Below are 19,957 nucleotides of genomic sequence, written 5' to 3'. Positions count from 1 at the left end.
GGTGCTGAATGTGGGCAACACGTGCCGTCAATGGCGGTGCTTGCGCTGGCCCTCGCGGTCCTGGGCATCGCGCCGCGCCGGCAATCGTCGCGCTGTGGCTTGCGTCGTTATTGCCGATTGCCCGCAACGCATACGAGGGCATGCGCGCGGTACCGCTTGCATGGCGCGAGGCGGCGCGTGGCCTCGGCATGACGTCGCTACAGTCGATGTTCAAAGTCGAACTTCCCAACGCGATGCCGATCATTGTCGGCGGGGTGGCGCTGCGCTCGCCATCAATGTCGGTACCGCGCCCTGGCCTTCCTGATTGGCGCCGACAGCCTCGGCACATTGATTTCCCGGGAATCTATCTGAATGATCCGGCCATGCTGCTATTAGGCGCCGCGTCGACTGCCGGGCTGGCGCTCGCGCTGGACGCACTCGTTGCCGGCATCGCTCGCGCCGTGTTGACGCGTCGCGGGCTGGCACTATAACGAAAGCACAGGAGAATTTATGACCCTTTGCTCAAATGCGTCATTGCTTGGCTGCTCGCCGGCACCGCGCTGGCGGGCGTGATACCGGCGCACGCCGCGACGCTGGTCGTCGGCGGCAAGAATTTTACCGAGCAATTGCTGCTCGCGGAAATCACGTCACAATACCTGCGCTCGCGCGGCTACACGGTCGAGAGCCGCAGCGGCCTAGGCAGCGTGCTGATGCGCAGCGCGCTCGAGAACCGGCAATTGGACATCGTATGGGACTACACCGGTACGGCGCTGATCGTCTACAACCGAATTCATGAGAAGCTCGATCCGCAGACCGCATACCGCCGCGTACGCGATCTAGACAAACCGCGTGGCCTGGTGTGGCTCAAGCCGTCGGCACTGAACAACACATACGCGCTGGCAATGCCTAGCGAGCGCGCCAAACGCGACGGCATCCATACGATCTCGCAACTGGCCGCGAAGATCCGGCAGGACGACTCGCACAAGCGGCACTGGTTTGCGATGGACGCGGAGTTTGCGAACCGCCCCGACGGGCTGCGGCCATTGCAGGCGCTGTACGACTTGCGACTGCGCCGTTCGGATATCAAACAGATGGACGCCGGGCTGGTCTACACGGCGTTGCACAACAATCAAGTCATGTTTGGGCTCGTCTACACGACCGACGGACGCATCAAAGGCTTTGGCATCACGGTGCTCGACGATGATCTCGGCTTTTTCCCAGCGTACAACGCAACGCCAGTGGTGCGCCGCGACGTGCTGGACCAGCACCCAGAACTCGCGAAGCAACTCAATGCACTGTCCGAGCAGATCAACAGCGAAGTGATGTCCGAGATGAACAAGCGCGTGGACATCGACGAGGAATCGATCAGCACGGTCGCTGCTGATTTCCTGCGCACGCACGCGTTGCCTTAAGCCAGGAGAACCGATGAACTTGATGACCTATTTCTCGAATAACTGGCAGGAATTGGCGTCGCTCACCCTGCAGCATCTCGCACTGGTGGGCACCGCCGTTGGCTGCGCAATCCTCGTCGGCGTGCCGCTCGGCATCCTGATCAACCGATGTACATGGCTGGCCGGTCCGCTGCTCGGCTGTGCGACGCTCGTGCTCACGCTACCGTCGATTGCGCTGTTCGGTCTGATGATTCCGCTGCTGTCGCGCTGGGGTCTCGGCATCGGCCCCGCTCCCGCAATCGTGGCGGTATTCTTGTACTCGTTACTGCCGATTATGCGCAACACCTACCTGGCGCTGCGCAATGTCGATCCAAGCATCCGCGAAGCGGGTACCGGCATCGGCATGACGCGGTGGCAACGACTCAGGCTCGTCGAGCTACCGCTCGCCGTGCCGGTGATCATCGGCGGCGTACGGACGGCCGTCGTCATGAACATCGGCGTAATGACCATTGCCGCAGTTATCGGCGCCGGAGGCCTCGGCGAGTTGGTACTGCGCGCGATCAGCCAAAGCAACATGACGCGGCTGGTGATCGGGGCGGTGCTCGTGAGCGTGCTGGCCATCGTCGCAGACCTGCTGCTGCACGCACTGCAGCGTGCATTGACACCGAAGGGAGTAGCGAAGACATGATCGAACTTGACCACTTGACGAAGACCTTCACGCGCAAGGACGGCAGTGCGGTACGGGCGGTCGACGCCGTCAGCCTGACCGTTGCCGAGGGCGAAATCTGCATTTTTCTCGGCCCTTCGGGATGCGGCAAGACCACGACGTTGAAAATGATCAATCGGCTAATCCAGCCGACCAGCGGCCGGGTGCTGCTCAACGGCGAGGACACCGCGAACGTCAACGAAGTGGAACTGCGTCGCCACATCGGCTACGTGATCCAGCAGGTCGGCTTGTTCCCGAACATGACGATCGAGGAGAACATCACGGTCGTGCCCCGGCTGCTGGGCTGGGACAAGTCGCGCTATCGTGAGCGCGCGACCGAACTGATGTCGATGGTTGCGCTGGACCCGAAGCTGTACTTGAAGCGCTATCCGCGCGAGCTGTCTGGCGGCCAGCAACAACGCATCGGCGTGATCCGCGCGCTCGCGGCTGATCCGCCTGTGATGTTGATGGACGAGCCGTTCGGCGCAGTCGACCCGATCAACCGGGAGTCGATCCAGAACGAGTTTTTCCAGATGCAACGTGCGCTGAAAAAAACGGTGATCATGGTCAGCCACGATATCGACGAGGCGATCAAGCTAGGCGACAAGGTCGCCGTGTTCCGGCGCGGTCAGTTGGTGCAGTTCGATCATCCCGACACGTTGCTTGCCCATCCCAAGGACGAATTCGTCAGCGCGTTCGTGGGCCACGACAGTACACTCAAGCGCTTGCTGCTGGTCAAGGCGAGCGACGCGGCGGCCCACACCCAAACCGTGCATGTCGATACCCCGCTTGCCCAAGCGCTCGGCGTCATGGATGACGCCGACAATCGCTACGTGACAGTCACCGATGACGCGCGGCGCGCGCTAGGCTATGTATCGCGTCGCGCTGCGCGCGAAGGCGCATCCACCCCGGCGCGCTGCGGCGACAAAATGCGTGAATTTGCAACCACCGTAAATGCGGAGGATAACCTGCGCGTGGTGTTGTCAAAAATGTTTGAGGTTAACTCGCCGTGGTTGCCAGTCGTCGATCCGGAAGGCGGCTATCTCGGCGAAATCACGCAAGACTCGATTGCCGAATACTTGAGTTCGGGCCGCTCACGCGGCGTGCCAACCGCTGCTAGCAGGTAAGTGCGATGCATCGAAGCGCCCATCGACGTCGATCGATGGGCGGGTGCCCGCAGGAGACTAGACATGCGTCTCACGTAACCTGCCTAAGAGAGCGAAACGTTGTTCAATTGGGCGGAAACGCTGTTCAGTTGGCCAATCTGCCGGCTGGTCGCTGCATCGGCCACGCATGATTGTTCTGCGGCACTTCACTAGCTTAACCTCGTCAACGTCGCGTATCATCAAGATCGAGGGCCCTTGCATAGGGTGCTCACGCACGGGTGTACACCACTCGTATCGGAGATCGAAAAGCCGGGCTACGCGCGCTCCGCAGGAAGCCGGAAATTCCATCCCGATCGGAAAGGCGCGCACGCGCACGACAGGCGGATCGAGCTTCAATTCGGGATCTTGAAGTCACGGCACGCCAACTCGCATTGCGCGTCTTATCGGGAATGGAAGGTGCTTACTCCTGGACATGCGGATTTAACGTAGTCGTGAGATGTGCTGAGATACAAGGTAACCTGTCCAACCACAAGGAGTGCGTTATGTCAGGAGCGAATCGGCCAGCAGGCCCTGCTACCCCAAAATCCCGACAATTGGCAGAACAGATTACCCGCGACGAGATGGAGCGTAATCTCCCGGATGCATTATGGGGTCAAGACCGCGACAGCGAAAGCGGCCACGGCGGGCCGGACGGCCCACTATCCCAGGCACGCCCCATCGGCAAGCCTCGCCATTCGGCGAAGACACCCGACGGCGGTTGAATGCAAGGCGGCGCAGGGGCCAACTGCCTGTGCGTCGCCCACCACACCCTTGCCGGCCACCGGAAAATGCGGCCCGACTCACGCGCGGTCAGTCCACGTTGAAGCGTGTAATGGCAGCGTAACCGGGACCAGCCTGTCTATGCTGCGTTCACGACACGCGCCGGCACGCTACCGTTTACCGTTACGCATTATTCCATGCGAGTTCGACTCAGCGATCGCGAACATCCGCGTGCAGGTCACCGAATACGGATTAACTTCCCAGGACATCTTTGGCCGACGGCATGCGGTGAGCATGCGTAACGGCAAAGCGTGCTCCCGTGCGGGCGAAGTACCAAGACCTAGCCAGCGGGGCCATGGGGTCCGGGTGAGGACGGACGCCGGCCGAGATCCACGGCAAGAAGCGCGAACGCAAAAAGCGCGAACGGTTCCTGATCAACGAATAATGCGAATCACGCTGCTGCACCGTTCAGTTGGCAGTGCAGCGCCGGCAGTGAAAGCTTGGTTTCGAACAGTCTCGTGAGGCTGGCGCTAGTGTAGCGGCTCACTTCAGTCGGCTGCACCCACCGGAACGCGTCCATTTCGGGCAACATTTTTCCGTTCCGGTGGCTCAGAAATAGGCACGTGCAGACGCATTTGCGGATATCGACGTCGCCCGTTGAGACGCTGGTCGCGAACAAGTGCAATGCCTTGTCCGGTCGATAAGGAAACGCCCCCAGCTCGACCAGCGCTGCTGCGTCGAGCGTCAAACCGGTCTCTTCGCGGGTCTCGCGCAGCGCTGCGTCGATCGGTGTCTCGCCCGGATTGGGCTGACCCTTCGGGATGTCCCAATGGCGCGTCCCGGTTGCGTGGCACAGCAACACGCTACCGAGTTCGTTGAGTATCACGATGCCGCACGAGGTCTGTTTTGGCATAACGACCCTGTTTCACGTTCTGGTACGGCTCGATGCATCGATCTGTACACGCGCTAAAGCAACGCGATCACGCGCGCGTCACCGCGGTCCACCGCCGGCACCACCTGTTCCCCCACGCGGCGGAACGTCAACGATACAGTCCGGCTGCCCACGCGTAGATCGCCGACTTCCAGCCAATCTATGCCTTCCGGCAACCGCGGGTGCTCGATGCGGACTTCCTCCCGCTGCGCGTCCACGGTCACGCCCAGGCAAGCCTCGAGCATCATGAACGGCGAACCTGCCGCCCAGGCCTGCGGCAAGCACGCGACCGGATAGGCAACCGGTGGTTCGCCGCGCCGCCGCGTGAAGCCACAGAACAGCTCAGGCAATCGCATGTCGAAGTGGACCGCTGCCTCGAACAATGCCTGCAGCAACCGCACCGCCGCGTCCTTTTCGCCGTAGCGCGCCATGCCGCGCACGCACAGCGCGGTATCATGCGGCCACACCGAACCGTTATGGTACGACATCGGATTGAATCGGGGCTGGCCGCCGGCCAGCGTGCGCAGGCCCCATCCGGTGTGGAACAACGCGGAGTCGAGAGTATGCGCGACCTGCTCGCCACGCGCCTTGTCCGGCAGCCCGAACGCCAACAGGTGCCCGGCGTTCGAGGCTAGCACGCGGCACAGCTGACCATGCCCGTCCAATGCCATCCCATAGAAACCTTCCTGGGGCATCCAAAACATCGCCTCGACCCGTTCGCGCAGCGCTTGGGCACGCGCCGTATAGTGGGCGGCGAGCGTGGCGCCGCCACGGTGCTGCGCCAGCCGTGCCATTGTCTCGAACGCCGCACACGCGTACGCCTGTACTTCGACCAGTGCGATCGGTCCGTCCGGCATGCGCCCATCCGAGTGGAACACCGAATCGTGGCTGTCCTTCCAGCCCTGGTTGGCCAGGCCGCTGTCCGCCGCGCGCTGATAGTCGAGCAATCCAAACGGGTTGCGATCGCATACCCGTGCCATCCATCGCGCGGCCAACTCCAGCGCCAGCCACAATTCGTCGATCAATGCCACATCGCCGGTCCTCTCGAGGTAGGCTCCGGCCAACACGATGAACAGCGGCGTCGTATCCACGCCGCCGTAGTACAGCGCAAACGGCACTTCCCCGGTTGCCGCCATCTCGCTCTTGCGCATCTCGTGCATGATTTTGCCCACCGCGGCATCGCGAAACGCCGAATCCTCGCGCGCCTGCTGGGCCGCGAGAAAGCGAAGCACGCCACGAGCCAGCGCCGGCTGCACCCACAGCGTCTGCAAGGACGTCATCACCGCGTCCCGCCCGAATGGCGTTGAGAACCACGGAATGCCCGCATACGGATAAGGTCCGGTGTCTCGATCCGTGGTCAACAATCCCAGATCGGCAAACGAACGTTCCATCCAAGCATTGAATAACGGATTGCTCGAGCGCAGCTTTGCACTGGCGCGACGCCTATTGCGCATCATCCGGTGCGACTCGGCCAGCGCGGCGCGTACCGCCGCCCGTCCCGCGCCGCTCAAGCCGGCTGGCGGCTTCGACACCGGACCGCTAGACACCGGCACGGCGGACTCGTTGATTGACCGGGTAACGACCGTGACCTGCAGGTAAACCGACAGGCACGCCTCGGCCGGCAGCGTCAACGTATAGTCGGCGCGCCCCGGCAGCAGCTTGTCCGGGGCGGGAGAAAACGCGATGCGCACAATCCGCTCGACATTGTCCAAACCCTGGTAGCACAACACGACCTCGCCATTGTCGACATAGGGCGTCACCAGCGTGCCGCGCCGGCCGCGCGGCGAGCCACGCACTTCGAACATGTCTAAAAAATCGCTGGCGAATGAAAGCGACAGCGGTACGACTGCCAGCTCGGTGCCGTAATCGGTCAGCGTGATCGCCTCGTTCAATACATTACCGCACAGCACCCGCAAACGCTCAACATGGATCACGCCCTGCGGCGTAGGCTCGCCACCCCATGGCGGCAACGGCCGGTTGGTCAAATGCGCGGTGAACGCCGTGTTGTCGCTGCTCACGCTGCTCGACAGCAGCGATGGCGCCCGGCCGCCAAACGTGAGTTGCAGTTGCGACAGTACCCGCGTGTCGTTGACGAACAGGCCGTCGTCATGGCCTAGGATATCGCCATTTGGATCGTTGACGACGAACGTGTCGCCCGACTTCAGCACGTACTGCCGGCCGGAGGTGACATTCGCGTGCTCCAGCGCAATGAACACGCCGCCGTCGTCGCCGCTCTCGGCGCCCTGCTCCGACAGCTTCGCGAGCCCGCTGGCGATCGGTTCTGGCTCCTGCATGAGTTGGCTCCCTTTCAAACACCTGCGTTGTCACAGCACCGCTCGCATGCTGCCGATTGTATGACCATGGCACAATGCGATCGTGCATTCGCACAAGGATGTTCGTCCAATCACCCAGTGCTCCTCCCAGAGCTCCTATAACATGCAAATCTGATACGTTGCATACTCGGCGTTTCCGATGTCGGCCAGACCTTGCACATTGACCGAACATGATATCGAGCAATGGATCGCAGCCATTTCATCCGGCCAATATCTAGTGGGCACAACGCTGCCCGCCGGCAGGGTGCTCGCGCCAATCCACGGCATCAGCCAGGCGGTGATCCGCGATGTTGCAGGAGGACGGCGGGCACAAGGACTTGTCGATAGGCGCCAGGGCGCCGGCGGCACAGGGCGCTCGCGCACCTGCGCCCGCGGCTATCGCTCTAATTGCACGGACATCGCCATGCCAGGACGCACAGGCTTCGCAACGTGGCCGAGCAGTGCCCTGCTTGGCCAGATTCATACTCCTTGATGATCGATAACTTGAATTGCTCCGTGTACTTCGCCATGGAAAACACCCCAAAGATTGGATCGGCGTCCAACTTTTGGGGTGCAGTTCAGGAAAACGTGGGGTTTCGTCAGCAGCCCGAGCGCAGGTCAGGCCTGCGCTTTTGTTGCCCCCTGCGTCGAACCGGCCACCCCGGTCCTCCCGCAGGAGCAGATTGCGTGCCGCTTAGAACCTGTGGCGCAGGCCCAGCGCAACGTACTCTTGTGCACCGCCGTTCGCACCGACAAAGCCGTACGAGCCGATCGAAGCCTGAGCTTGCGAGCCCGCGCCGTCCTGCTGGCCGGTGGCCTTTTGCCATGCGCCCACCAGATACACGTCGGTGCGCTTGGACAAGCTATAGTCGGCGCCCAGGCTGACCTGGTTGTACTTGGCCGATGCGTTGCCCGAACCCTTCGTGTAGCTATAGCCAATGCCCGTGAGCAGCGCTGGCGTGGCCCGGTAGGTCGCGAACACGTTGCCGGTGTTGTACTTCTGCGTCTGGCCGAACGACGAAGCGGAGTCCGCCGTGTACTGCGCGTTGCTGTACGACGCACCGACGTTGACCGGGCCGATTGTGTACTGGCCGGCAACACGGGCGATCTTGAGCGACGCAGCCGACGTGTAGGCACCATTGACCGGACCGTTAAAGACCGAGTCGGTCGTCGTATTGGTCGCCGTCGTGGTGGAACCTGAGAAGTCCCGCACGCCGTCGGTGACCTTGCCGCCGTTGTAGTATTGGTAGCTCGCCGCCACGGCGATCGGGCCGTTCGTGTACGCCAGCGCGGCGCCCCACGCACGGCGGTCGCCGAACGAGCCGGCCTGGTTACCAAACGCGTACAAGCCCTCAAATTGGAAGCCGGCCCAGATCGGGCTCGTGTACTTGACCGAGTTATTGACGCGGATGCTGTTGTCGTAGTTGTCGACGTCACCCGGGGTGGCGAATACGGAGCCGAAGTAGTTGTCGCCCGTGATGCCTTGTACCAGATCCGTATCCGGCACATATTGGCGACCCAGCGTCACCGTGCCGTATGCATCGTTCTGCAACCCTAGATAAGCCTGACGGCTGAATTCGCGGCCGCTTTGACCGAGACGGCCATTGTTTGGGTTAAAGCCGTTTTCCAACTGGAAGATCGCCTTCAGGCCACCGCCCAAATCTTCCGCACCCTTCAAGCCCCAGCGCGACCCTTGCAGGTTGCCAGAAACCGTGGACCATTGGTTCTTGCCGCCTTGGTTATGCAAGAAGGTCATGCTTTCATCGATAACGCCATACAACGTCACCGCGCTTTGGGCGTGGGCTGCCGAGGTAGCGGCGAGCACACCGAGCGAGATGGCTGAGAGTACCAATCGTTTCATCTAATCTTCTCCGAACGGTCGTTCATTTGGTTTTCCGTGCGGCCGAAGCATACCTCGACACCCGTAGAAGAAAGAAATAAAAGCCCGGCCAACGTTGTTAAATTTAGACGGCATGGATTCTTAACCCCTGTTCTCGGCAGACGGCGTGGTAGCCCGGGCCAGCGGCGCCACGCACCTATTCTGTATAAGGCGGGATCGTTATCATCGAGCCGTTTCCTCAGTGCACCGGCTTGATCTGATCCAGCGCCAGGTTCAGCTTGAGCACGTTCACTCGCGGCTCGCCCAGCAGGCCAAACTGCCGACCAGTCGTATGGCGGGCAATCAACTCGTCGACCTGCGCGGGTGAAAGGCCTCGTGCTCGCGCCACGCGGGGGGCCTGGTAAGCTGCCGCCGCGGGGCTGATGTCCGGATCCAAGCCACTGCCTGACGAGGTTACCAAGTCCACCGGCACCGGCGCCGTGTTAGTCGGATCGGCTTCATGTAAGGCGGCAAGCCGTGCCTTCACCTCGTCCGCCAGCGCCGGATGGGTCGGGCCTAGGTTCGACCCGCTCGAGCTTTGCGCGTTATACGGATTGGGCGTCGTCGCCGACAGCCGGCCCCAGAAGTAGTCGTTTCTATCGAACTGCTGCCCGATCAGCGCCGAGCCGATCAGCTTGCCGTCCTTTTCGATCAGGCTACCGTTGGCCTGAGTCGGGAAAACAGCCTGCGCGATCGCCGTGACCGCGGCGGGATAGACGATGCCCGTGATCACCGTCAGCGCGACGAACAGCACCAGCACGGGACGCAGTAAAGTGTTCATGATCCTGGTTCACAATGGAGCAGCACGCCGCCCCGAAAAAGGCCGGACGGGGGCAAACGAAGCGACGCCGACCCGCCCGGCAAGGGTTGCACGAAACAAATCAGGCCCAGCCCAGGGCCGTGATCGCCATATCGATCAACTTGATGAATGGGAACGGCAGCACAATGCCACCCAGCCCATAGATCAACAGATTGCGCCGCAGCAGCGAAGCGGCACCCAGCGGCCGGTACTTAACCCCCTTTAGCGCGAGCGGGATCAGAAACACGATGATCAGCGCGTTGAACACCACCGCCGACAAAATGGCGGAGGAAGGCGAAGTGAGCCGCATCACGTCGAGCACATGCAACTGCGGATAGGTGGTCGCGAAGGCCGCCGGAATGATTGCGAAGTACTTCGCCACATCGTTAGCGATCGAGAACGTGGTTAGCGAGCCGCGCGTCATCAACATTTGCTTGCCGATCTCCACGATCTCAATCAGCTTGGTCGGATTCGAATCGAGATCGACCATGTTGCCCGCTTCCTTTGCCGCTTGCGTGCCGGTGTTCATCGCGACCGCGACGTCGGCCTGCGCCAGCGCCGGGGCGTCGTTCGTGCCATCGCCGGTCATCGCCACCAGTCGCCCTTCGGCTTGGTACGCGCGGATCGTCGCAAGCTTGGTTTCTGGCGTGGCCTCGGCCAAAAAATCATCGACGCCAGCCTCGGCGGCAATCGCTGCCGCGGTGAGGCGGTTATCGCCGGTCACCATCACCGTCTTGATCCCCATCTTGCGCAACTCGGCAAAGCGCTCCTTGATCCCACCTTTGACGATGTCCTTTAGCTCGATCACGCCGAGCACGCGGGCTTGGCCAGCAGCGCCTAGCTGCCGCTGTGCGACGACCAGCGGCGTACTGCCGCGGCGCGCCACGTCATCGACCGCCGCGCGCACTTCCTGAGGGAAGCGGTCTGCATGTGCCTGGACATACTGCTGGATCGCGTCAGCCGCGCCCTTACGGATCTCGCGCTGCGGCAGATCAACGCCGCTCATCCTCGTCTGAGCGGTGAAGCCGAGGAACTGCGCATGCAGGCTAGCCATGTCCCGCTCGCGAATGTTGAAACGCTGTTTAGCAAGGACCACGATGCTGCGGCCTTCCGGCGTCTCGTCGGCCAGCGACGCCAGCTGTGCAGCATCGGCCAGCTCCTGCTCGGACACGCCCGGTGCCGGCACGAACGCCGACGCCTGCCGGTTGCCAAGCGTAATCGTGCCGGTCTTGTCCAGCAACAGCACGTCTACGTCGCCAGCAGCCTCAACAGCGCGGCCGGACGTGGCGATCACGTTCGCCTGCATCATCCGGCTCATGCCGGCCACCCCGATCGCCGACAGCAATCCACCGATCGTGGTCGGTATCAGGCACACCAGCAACGCGACCAGGACCGTGATCGTCACGACATGACCGGATTTCATCGCGGAGATCGAGAACATCGAGAACGGCAACAGCGTCGCGGTCGCGAACAGCAGCACGAGCGTCAATGCCACCAGCAGGATGGTCAACGCGATCTCATTGGGCGTCTTGTGCCGCTTCGCGCCCTCGACCATCGCAATCATCCGGTCCAGGAAGGCTTCGCCGGGGTTCACGCTGACTCGCACCACGATCCAGTCCGACAACACCCGGGTGCCGCCGGTGACGGACGAGAAGTCTCCGCCAGACTCGCGGATCACGGGCGCCGATTCACCGGTAATCGCCGACTCGTCAACCGACGCGACGCCTTCGATGACCTCGCCGTCCGCCGGAATCGTGTCGCCCGCCTCGACCAGCACCACGTCGCCGCGGCGCAACTCCGTGGACGTTATGATACGGATCGGCGCTTTCGGATGAGGCTCATTGAGCTTCTTGGCCATCACATTGTGCTTGGCACTGCGCAGCGACGCGGCCTGGGCCTTCGAGCGGCCCTCGGCCAGCGCCTCGGCGAAGTTGGCGAACAGCACCGTGAACCACAACCACAACGCAATGGCCAAGATGAAGCCTGCCGACGCTTCGGCCTGCCCGGCAAGCGCCGCGATCCACAGCACCGTCGTCAGGATGCTGCCCACGTACACACAGAACATCACCGGATTGCGCAGTTGGGTCCGCGGCGCGAGCTTCTTAAACGCATCGATGATGGCCGGCTTGAGTAGCACCGGATCGAACATCGAATGGACCGCGGTACGGGCCTGCCCAAGGTTGTCCGCGCGATGGGCAGGCGATGGATTGACGTTAGTCATGCTTTCCTCGAAATCAATGGCCGGCGATCATCATCAACTGCTCGACGATCGGCCCCAGCGCCAACGAAGGCACATAGGTCAGCGCGCCGACCAGCACGAGCGTGCCGAGCAGCAACACGACGAACAACGGACCGTGCGTGGGCAGCGTGCCCGGCGTCGCGGCAATGCGCTTCTTGCTTGCCAGCGAGCCCGCGACCGCAAGCACCGGCACGATCGTGCCAAAACGGCCAAACCACATCGCGATCGCCAACAACACGTTGTAGAACGGCGTACTGACCGATAGCCCGCCGAACGCACTGCCGTTGTTGTTGGCTGCCGAGCTGAACGCATACAGCACTTCGGAGAAGCCGTGCGGCCCGGGATTGGCGATACCGGCCACACCCAACGGCGAGAGCACCCCGATCGACGTGCCCACCAGCACCAGGAATGGCGTGAGCAGCACCACAAGCGCGACCATCTTGATTTCGAACGACTCAATTTTCTTGCCGACGTACTCCGGCGTGCGCCCGATCATCAATCCCGCGACGAACACGGCGAGCAACGCGAACACGAGCATGCCGTAGAGCCCAGAGCCGACGCCGCCGAAGATCACTTCGCCCAGTTGCATCAGCAGCAGCGGCACCAAGCCACCCAGCGGCGTGAGCGAGTCGTGCGTGTTATCCACCGCGCCGCACGATGCTGCCGTGGTCGCCACCGTGAAGATGCCGGACTGCGCGATGCCCAAGCGCACTTCCTTACCTTCGGCGTTGCCGCCCGCTTGGCGCGCCGACGCCTGTTGGTCCACGTGCAGCGACGCAAACAGCGGATTGCCGGATTGTTCTGCAAAAATTTCCACAAAGCATGCCACCGTGAATGCAATCGTCATCGCCGTGAGCACCGCATAGCCCTGCCGGCGGTCGCCCACCATGCGCCCGAAGACGACGCACAGTCCGGCCGGAATAATCAGGATCGACAGGATCTGCACGAAGTTGGACAGCGGCGTTGGATTCTCGAACGGGTGAGCTGAATTCGCGTTGAAGAAGCCACCACCATTGGTGCCCAGCATCTTGATCGCTTCCTGCGATGCGACCGGCCCCATGGCCAGGGTCTGCTTGTCCACCTTCACATCCTGCATCATCACCTTGCCGTGCGCGTCCTTGACCGGATTGCCCTGCGCGTCCGTCTTGGGCACCGAATCAGTCGTCACCTGCAGCGTCGATACCTGCTGATACGGCTTCAGGTTTTGCAGCACGCCTTGGCTCACCAACACCAGCGACACGACAATCGCCAGTGGCACGAGAATGTAAAGCGTAACGCGCGTCAAATCGACCCAGAAATTGCCGATGGTTTGCGCGGTATGGCGAGCAAACCCACGGATCAGCGCGACCACCACCGCAATGCCGGTGGCCGCGGACAAGAAGTTCTGCACGGCTAGGCCCGCCAACTGGGTCAGGTAGCTGACCGACGACTCCGGTGAGTAGTTTTGCCAATTGGTATTGGTCACGAAACTGACCGCCGTGTTGAACGCGGCATCAGGCGTCATCGCGCCGAGCCCCTGCGGATTGGCCGGCAACCATTGCTGCAGCCGCAGCAGGCCATACACCACGACAGCCCCCAGCGCGTTGAACAGCAGCAGCGCGAGCGCATAGTGCTTCCACGACATCTCGGCCTGCGGATCGATGCCTGCGACGCGATACAGCCCGTGCTCCAGCGGGCGGCCCAACTTGCGCACGAGCACCGACGAGCCATCCAGCACCCCGCACATATAGCGGCCAAGCGGCAGCGCCAGCGCGATCAGCACGATGATGAGCAGCGCCGCCTGCCACAACGAATTGGCGTTCATTCCAGATCCTCCGCGCGCAGCAGCGCATACACGAGGTACACCAGCACCAGCAGCGTCGCGATGCCGGCCAGCCATGTCATCCACGCCATCATGAGCGGCCTCCAGGTGTGCGGCGCAGCTTGTCGCAGCCGGTCGTCAGCGCCATGCACAGTCCCAGGAACAGGACGATGCCAGCGAGGTAGATGAGGTCCATTGTTATGTTCTCCGTTAATGCGCCAAGGCATCGAGTAGGCTATCCGCAGGGCCATAAATCGCGCAACAAGAGTGACCTGCACGGCGTAAAAAGCGCGTAAACGCCGCCCTTGCTCATCATCCCGGGCGACGGCGCGCAGGATCCTATTGGCCGCTGCGCGCGTGAATGTCGGCGAATCCGTCAACGCGCCGTTGTGCACGGCCATCGCATCGATCCTCGCCGGCCTTACCGCGGATAGCGTTGCGCTGCATCGCATGAGATCAAACGCCCACACACGTCGAGACAAGGCGGCGGTGGCACTACTGTTCCAGGCGGGCGCGGCCCGCCTGCTGTAAGCCGCGTCGGCGATAAGCTAAACCGCGTCGCTTGCCAGTATGCGCATGCAGCAGAAAGTGCGACGGCCCGTCAGTGAGCCCGCGATACCGGCCGAATAGCTGACGTAGTGCATGCCGAGTTCGAACTTCTTCTTACAGTGCATTGCAATCACAACGCCAATATCATCATGTAATCAATATATTAAACATATGATAGGGATAGGCGTGAATGCGGTACCCTCACCCTTCCGCCGTTAACTGACCGGGGCCTAACTGTTCTAAGCCCGTTTTATAGCTGCCATGCCATTGCGTCGTTTCGTCCCGATCCTGATGAGCAGTTTGTTATTGTGCGGCTGTATTACGCAGACGCCGCCGCCCCCCTCCGTCCATCCGGACTCAGTCGTGGAAGGTACTCAGCGGTATGAGCAAGTCAATGCTCGGATCGCCAACGAGCGTCGGCTGATCGATGTACGCGTCACACGCGACGACTACCCGGCTGCGGTGGGCGCCGACCTGAAGCACCGGCTCGACTATGTGCAACGGGACGCTGCCCGCACCGCCGGCCAGCACAATGGCGGCCTGGACGCCGACGCGCAGCGTGCACTGAATGAGCGGCTCACTGCGATTTCCGAGACGATAGCGCACTGAGCCGCCACGGCGCGGCAGCTGACCCTAGGACGGCCCGCTCACCCTAGCAAGGCGGGGCGATGACAGCAGCCGCTCAGATGGCACCTGCCGAGCCAGCGCCAGGGACGTCTGCCGCTGGGTCGATCACGCCGGGCACGTGGTTTGCGACAACATTCGACGTCTGTCTTATGGAGCCACGACCAATATGTCAAACAAGGAACACATTTCGCGCGACAAGAAAGAGGAAGCCATCGATAAGTCGGTCGAGGACACCTTTCCTGCCAGCGATCCTCCCGCGACAGGCGGTGTGACAAAAATCGTACCGGATGAGGATAAATCGCACGGCAGCCACGACGAGAACACGGATCCATCGTCGCAGCCTTCGGACAAAAGCTGACCATTCTTCTGGACCACTACGCCGCAACGTCGGCGCGGTGGCCGCCCCGGCCGCCACGCCGATGTTGAACGCTTAAGACGCCAGTGACGCTGAGCGAGCGGCAGCACATCCACCCATTTCTTTGACGGTTCATTACCTACATGCGACGCAGTTATGTGTCGGCTATGCGTTTTTGCACGGTGTCCAAATCGTCGTCTTCCCTACGCCATTCGACCTGCAGGGTACAGACTCACTAACCAGGCGGTACATGGTCTATACGGCCGTGAAGGATACCGTCGATTCAGCACACGACGGCGAATGCCTCGGTACCCGCATGTCGTCATGTCTAACTGCCGGTGCAGCCGGGGCGGCCTGTGGACCGCGCTAGGCATCTTAAGCGCGGTCGCAACTGCGCTGGCGAGCGACCTACACGATCAATTCCTCGACAGCGCGCTCTACCGAAAAGGCGAAGTGTCGTCACGAGGTGTGGGCTCATTGCCTACATTGTCTATTTCTGGCGCGGCATCGATTCTTGCTCGATCGCCGGAAAGTAAGCATGATCCAGCACCTCATCAGTCGTCCAAGGGCACACGTCAGGAAAAGTTGTGTACGATAAACCGGTTTCCTTCGACGCCGCTTCAATCGCATCGTCCCAGGCGTCTGCCCACCAATCGGGATCGGCGAGCGACGCCTTCAGACTGGGCGTCTTCCGAATACGACGAGCAATGCTGTTGCGCTGCGTGTGAATGGTGGTTTCCCCACTCGCGCCTCGGCGCTCGGGTTGATATTTCCACTTCAGCAAATGGCACAACAGCACGGCCATCCGATTCGACAGTTCGCGCTGCTCGCTTTTGCCCACGTCTTCAATCTCCTCAGCGATATGCTGGACGTCAATCACAGACAGTTTGCCCGCGCGCAACAGCGCTGCTTGCTCGAGCGACCATGCGATCACATCCTCTTCGTATCTAGTTCCCATTACGCGCTCCGTTTGTTACTGGGTAACGGATGAAGTAGAGTGATATTGAATATCCCTATTGGAAGTATGACCGGACCGGATCAAAACCGCAATTTGCAGCCGCGTCATGCTTCACCTCCTCGGAAAATTGCCTGCGCCAGATGCTTTTCGCAAATTTTCTCGCGCATGCAGCCCCACCACCGCGTCGCCATTACACGAGCCCTTTTTACAAACCCAACGGAAAAATGCGCGGCGTATCCGCGGCGCCTGAAGGACGGCAGCCGGGGACCTCGGGCACGCGTCGTGCAATGACGTTTGCCAGGAGCCTGTTATGACCACGCGCAAACCGATGACGCAGGAACACGAAAAGATCGACATCCAACCGCAACAGCAGCCGCAAGGCCTAGACGATTGCCGGCGCTGTGCACTGTGGCACGACGCGTCGCAGCCGGTGCCGGGCGAGGGACCCGCTCATGCGCCCATCATGATGGTCGGCGAACAGCCCGGCGACCAGGAAGATCGACAAGGCAGGCCATTTGTCGGCCCGGCTGGCGTACTACTGAACGACGCGTTGCGCGAGGCCGGTGTTGCCCGCGACGATGTCTATGTGACGAATGCCGTCAAGCACTTCAAATGGGAACCGCGCGGTAAGCGGCGCATGCATAAAACGCCCGCACAGCGCGAAATCGAAGCGTGCCACTACTGGCTCGATCGTGAGTTCGATACGGTCGCGCCCGCGGTGGTCGTCGCCCTTGGTGCGACAGCGCTCAAAGCCGTGCTGCAAGATCGGAACATGACACTGCAGCGTTCGTTGGGCCAAACGATCGAGTACGGCGGGCACTTTGTCATCCCAACCTATCACCCGTCGTTCGCCCTACGGGCACCCGATGAGCCGACGCGGCAGCACGCCTATGCGCAAATCGTCGACGCGCTGCGGCGGGCGGGGAAGCTGGCGCAGCAGCTCGAGCAGCAGGGCCGGCCGCCACGCCGCTGAACCCGGGATGAACCCGTATCACCGCCGGAGAATCAGCGGTCGGCTTTTTAACCTTTAGCTGGATTTGCCCGTCCTACTTCTGGACACGGCTTCACACTAAAATGGACAAATCGGTCCTGCGTCGGAACTCGCGTGGCGAGCGATATTTCAACGCGTTATGCGATGCTTTCCGCTGTAGTACTCGAAAGCAATGGCGAGAGGGCGCGCAGCCTAGCAATGTCTTGCCCGCCGTGTCGCCCGAGTCTTTATCCGTCAACCGCTCGATTTCTGCCGCTGCCTTAGAAACGTTGCTAAAGCGATTCTCTACAGTCCCAGCATGACAGCACGCGCCACGTCGCCGCTATGCCCACCGGTTGTTGCCGCCCAACCAACTCATCGCTTCGCGATCGCAGCAATCCAACGCGAATATAACACGCAGCGGCTCGCCATTGCTGCAATGAAACCCAGCTCCATCCGAACACCCGTGCTGGCTGCGCTTCGCCACGGCAACCTACCGTCATGTCGTCGCGCAGGACGTAGCAAGGGCCCTCTACGCTACAGCCACCATTGAAGCCGTCTTCCGCCTCCACACTCTCCCGCACCACTGTGCCAAAATTCAAATCTCGAATCACCAGGACGGCGTCATGCGTTGAACTCAATTATCTACAATGCCGCACCTTGGCGAAAATTTCACCCATTTTTCAAGACACCAATCAGCATTGTCTCTATCACATAATTGATGTGCCGACATGCTTGCCCCCATTTTTTGCGCGCAAATTTTACATAACAAGTTTGTCAGTTCCTTCCGAAGAATGAACCATTCCATTTCGAATAAAAATAGCAATATCTTCTAGATACGGGGTGAGCGACTCATCTTTATCAAAAAACGGCAAAAAAGACCGCACTGAATTATAAAGCATAGCAGTATGAGTTCCCAATTTGTCAGCACCACGAATATCAGCCGCTTGACACGCACACAAAAGTTCGAAACTTATAACATAAACAGTATTATTAAATATTTCCTGTGCACGCCGAGCGGCCACAAGACCAAGTGACACGATATCTTGGAAGTCAGCCGTTGAGGGCAATGATTGAATAGAAACTGGCATACATAAAGACCGGTTTTCTGAGGCAAGGGAAGCACTCATGAACTGGCCTCCCATCAATCCAAGCCGGATTCCTTGATCACTTACACAAAGAAATGGCGGCAATCCATTGCTATTATTTTTATCCATAAATCGATCGATACGCCGATCTGACAAGTTACTTAACGTAACCAACGCGATAGATAAATGATCCATCGCCATGGATATATACTGGCCATGAAAATGGCCATTATGATATACATCACCATGCCGCGGAATAACCAAAGGATTGTCACTACTAGAATTTAACTCATTTTCCACTACAAGCTTAACATAATCAACAGCATCCCTGATCGGCCCAATTATTTGCGGAGTACAACGCAAAGAATATGCATCTTCGATTTGATCAGCAACACCATCTACCACATTATCGTAAAGTTGCGACCGAAGGTTTTTTGACACATCATCTTCACTACTTATCATATTACTGTCGGCAAGCGCATTGTAGATATTTTCTGCAGACGTTTGCTGGCCTCGATGTGGCTTCTCTTCGTGCACCAACGGTGAAAATACTTTACGCTTTCCTTTCAACGTCTCCAAAGTTAAAGACGTTATTAATTCGTATGATTTAATTAACTTCTCTACATCACTTACTATCAGGCATGCCAACCCAGTCATGGCTGAAGTCCCATTTATTAATGCCAAGCCTTCTTTATAACTAAGTTTGAGCGGTTCAATATTAGTCTTGCGCAGTGCCTCTGATGCGCTCATGATTTCCCCCTGATACCTAACCTTCCATTTTCCAGTTAGTGCTAAAGCAATGGCAGCAAGTGGACCCAAATCTCCACTGGTACCAAGGGAACCTTTCTGAGGTACGCAAGGACATATCCCTTCATTAAAAATATCTACAAATTTTTGAATATTCTCTAGTGAAATTGCAGATACCCCTCGAGCAAGCGAGTTGATACGTGTTAACATCGTCGCTCGAACCACAGAATCGTCAAAGTATGAACCAACATTTGTTGCGACTGCTGCAATGAGATTTTCTTGCGTTTGCGTGGCATACTTTTCTGGGATAAGATATTTAACAAATCCGCCCATACTTGTATTTACACCATAAATCACCTTCCCCTGCAAAAGAAGATCGTCAAGCAATTTACGGGATTCAACAATAGACTTGCACGCCTTTTGTCCAAGACGAACATTGATATTAAAATCATATGCTGCCCTGGCAATGTCATTTGCCCTTATGGGTTCACCTGTAATTTCCAGCATGTTTTCCATAACTGACCTCTTTTCAAAAAATTATTAGGCACTCTCAATCCACCAAGCACTTACATCCGGATTCAGACTAGTCGTAGATAGCATTCAATTAACCAAAACATCTAAAATAATTAAAAATTATGCGCCATGCTTCTTTCATGTTAGCATCATCACCTGGTCTAGTTAGGCAAACCAACACTATTTACGAATAGCCTTTAAACGACTTAAATTTGTCAGCTATCTGCCACCTCGCCTGCACAGCGCCC

17 protein-coding genes and 2 pseudogenes are annotated in these 19,957 nt (G+C 59.6%); 8 read left to right on the top strand and 11 right to left on the bottom strand.

Annotation, left to right across the window (positions count from 1 at the left end; translation table 11 throughout):
* The 4 genes and pseudogenes from IHE30_RS14130 to IHE30_RS14115 form a co-directional block, all read left to right on the top strand.
* Window positions 1–470 (top strand): annotated as a pseudogene (locus tag IHE30_RS14130) (ABC transporter permease); the annotation flags it as partial.
* Window positions 471–497: 27 nt separating this feature from the next.
* Entirely contained in the window at window positions 498–1,391 is an 894-nt protein-coding gene (locus tag IHE30_RS14125) for a glycine betaine ABC transporter substrate-binding protein (RefSeq protein WP_337691527.1), read from the top strand.
* Window positions 1,392–1,404: 13 nt separating this feature from the next.
* The gene (locus tag IHE30_RS14120; protein ID WP_337691525.1) at window positions 1,405–2,058 is read left to right on the top strand and encodes an ABC transporter permease; all 654 of its coding nucleotides are present in this window, start codon (window positions 1,405–1,407) and stop codon (window positions 2,056–2,058) included.
* On the top strand, window positions 2,055–3,203 hold the full coding sequence (locus tag IHE30_RS14115) for an ABC transporter ATP-binding protein (RefSeq protein WP_337691524.1): 1,149 nt from the start codon (window positions 2,055–2,057) through the stop codon (window positions 3,201–3,203). The genes IHE30_RS14120 and IHE30_RS14115 overlap by 4 nt, the downstream gene beginning before the upstream one ends.
* A gap of 1,189 nt (window positions 3,204–4,392) precedes the next feature.
* On the opposite strand, the gene IHE30_RS14110 is transcribed toward IHE30_RS14115, so the two are convergent.
* A complete protein-coding gene (locus IHE30_RS14110; RefSeq protein WP_337691522.1) occupies window positions 4,393–4,854 on the bottom strand; it encodes an NUDIX hydrolase in 462 nt (153 codons plus the stop codon).
* Window positions 4,855–4,907: 53 nt separating this feature from the next.
* Entirely contained in the window at window positions 4,908–7,166 is a 2,259-nt protein-coding gene (locus IHE30_RS14105) for an amylo-alpha-1,6-glucosidase (RefSeq protein WP_337691519.1), read from the bottom strand.
* Between the two features lie 199 nt (window positions 7,167–7,365).
* Between IHE30_RS14105 and IHE30_RS14100 the strand changes: the two genes are divergently transcribed.
* Window positions 7,366–7,677, top strand: a complete 312-nt coding sequence (locus tag IHE30_RS14100; RefSeq protein ID WP_337691517.1) for a hypothetical protein — start codon at window positions 7,366–7,368, stop codon at window positions 7,675–7,677.
* 201 nt (window positions 7,678–7,878) lie between these two features.
* Here the strand turns inward: IHE30_RS14100 and IHE30_RS14095 are convergent, their stop codons facing one another.
* The 6 genes from IHE30_RS14095 to IHE30_RS14070 form a co-directional block, all read right to left on the bottom strand.
* Window positions 7,879–9,045, bottom strand: a complete 1,167-nt coding sequence (locus IHE30_RS14095) for a porin (RefSeq protein ID WP_337691515.1) — start codon at window positions 9,043–9,045, stop codon at window positions 7,879–7,881.
* A 217-nt stretch (window positions 9,046–9,262) separates the two neighbouring features.
* Entirely contained in the window at window positions 9,263–9,844 is a 582-nt protein-coding gene (gene kdpC, locus IHE30_RS14090) for a potassium-transporting ATPase subunit KdpC (protein ID WP_337691513.1), read from the bottom strand.
* Between the two features lie 100 nt (window positions 9,845–9,944).
* Window positions 9,945–12,083: a potassium-transporting ATPase subunit KdpB gene (gene kdpB, locus IHE30_RS14085; RefSeq protein ID WP_443193680.1), complete on the bottom strand. Its 2,139-nt coding sequence runs from the start codon at window positions 12,081–12,083 to the stop codon at window positions 9,945–9,947.
* Between the two features lie 13 nt (window positions 12,084–12,096).
* Window positions 12,097–13,905, bottom strand: coding sequence for a potassium-transporting ATPase subunit KdpA (gene kdpA / locus IHE30_RS14080; protein WP_337691511.1), 1,809 nt, complete (start codon window positions 13,903–13,905; stop codon window positions 12,097–12,099).
* Window positions 13,902–13,997, bottom strand: a complete 96-nt coding sequence (locus tag IHE30_RS14075; RefSeq protein ID WP_083813550.1) for a potassium-transporting ATPase subunit F — start codon at window positions 13,995–13,997, stop codon at window positions 13,902–13,904. Before IHE30_RS14075 ends, kdpA begins: the two co-directional genes overlap by 4 nt.
* Window positions 13,994–14,098, bottom strand: a complete 105-nt coding sequence (locus tag IHE30_RS14070) for a potassium ABC transporter ATPase (protein ID WP_337691506.1) — start codon at window positions 14,096–14,098, stop codon at window positions 13,994–13,996. The genes IHE30_RS14075 and IHE30_RS14070 overlap by 4 nt, the downstream gene beginning before the upstream one ends.
* A 644-nt stretch (window positions 14,099–14,742) precedes the next feature.
* On the opposite strand from IHE30_RS14070, the gene IHE30_RS14065 reads away from it, so the two are divergent.
* Window positions 14,743–15,060: a hypothetical protein gene (locus IHE30_RS14065; protein WP_337691504.1), complete on the top strand. Its 318-nt coding sequence runs from the start codon at window positions 14,743–14,745 to the stop codon at window positions 15,058–15,060.
* Window positions 15,061–15,244: 184 nt separating this feature from the next.
* Window positions 15,245–15,436 carry a hypothetical protein gene (locus IHE30_RS14060; protein WP_337691501.1) on the top strand — a complete coding sequence of 64 codons (192 nt, stop codon included), beginning with the start codon at window positions 15,245–15,247 and terminating at the stop codon, window positions 15,434–15,436.
* Window positions 15,437–15,923: 487 nt separating this feature from the next.
* On the opposite strand, the gene IHE30_RS14055 is transcribed toward IHE30_RS14060, so the two are convergent.
* On the bottom strand, window positions 15,924–16,391 hold the full coding sequence (locus tag IHE30_RS14055; protein WP_337691499.1) for a DUF29 domain-containing protein: 468 nt from the start codon (window positions 16,389–16,391) through the stop codon (window positions 15,924–15,926).
* 310 nt (window positions 16,392–16,701) lie between these two features.
* On the opposite strand from IHE30_RS14055, the gene IHE30_RS14050 reads away from it, so the two are divergent.
* Window positions 16,702–17,364: a UdgX family uracil-DNA binding protein gene (locus IHE30_RS14050; RefSeq protein WP_337691498.1), complete on the top strand. Its 663-nt coding sequence runs from the start codon at window positions 16,702–16,704 to the stop codon at window positions 17,362–17,364.
* A gap of 91 nt (window positions 17,365–17,455) precedes the next feature.
* Here the strand turns inward: IHE30_RS14050 and IHE30_RS14045 are convergent.
* Together IHE30_RS14045 and IHE30_RS14040 are read right to left on the bottom strand one after the other, a co-directional pair.
* Window positions 17,456–17,880: pseudogene (locus IHE30_RS14045) on the bottom strand (IS3 family transposase); the annotation flags it as partial.
* A gap of 242 nt (window positions 17,881–18,122) precedes the next feature.
* Window positions 18,123–19,712, bottom strand: coding sequence for a phenylalanine aminomutase (D-beta-phenylalanine forming) (locus IHE30_RS14040; RefSeq protein ID WP_337691496.1), 1,590 nt, complete (start codon window positions 19,710–19,712; stop codon window positions 18,123–18,125).
* Window positions 19,713–19,957 lie beyond the last annotated feature (245 nt).

This window comes from Mycetohabitans sp. B46 (assembly GCF_037389205.1).
In the GTDB taxonomy this organism is placed as follows: Bacteria; Pseudomonadota; Gammaproteobacteria; order Burkholderiales; family Burkholderiaceae; genus Mycetohabitans.
This window is presented reverse-complemented; position numbering and strand designations above follow the sequence as displayed.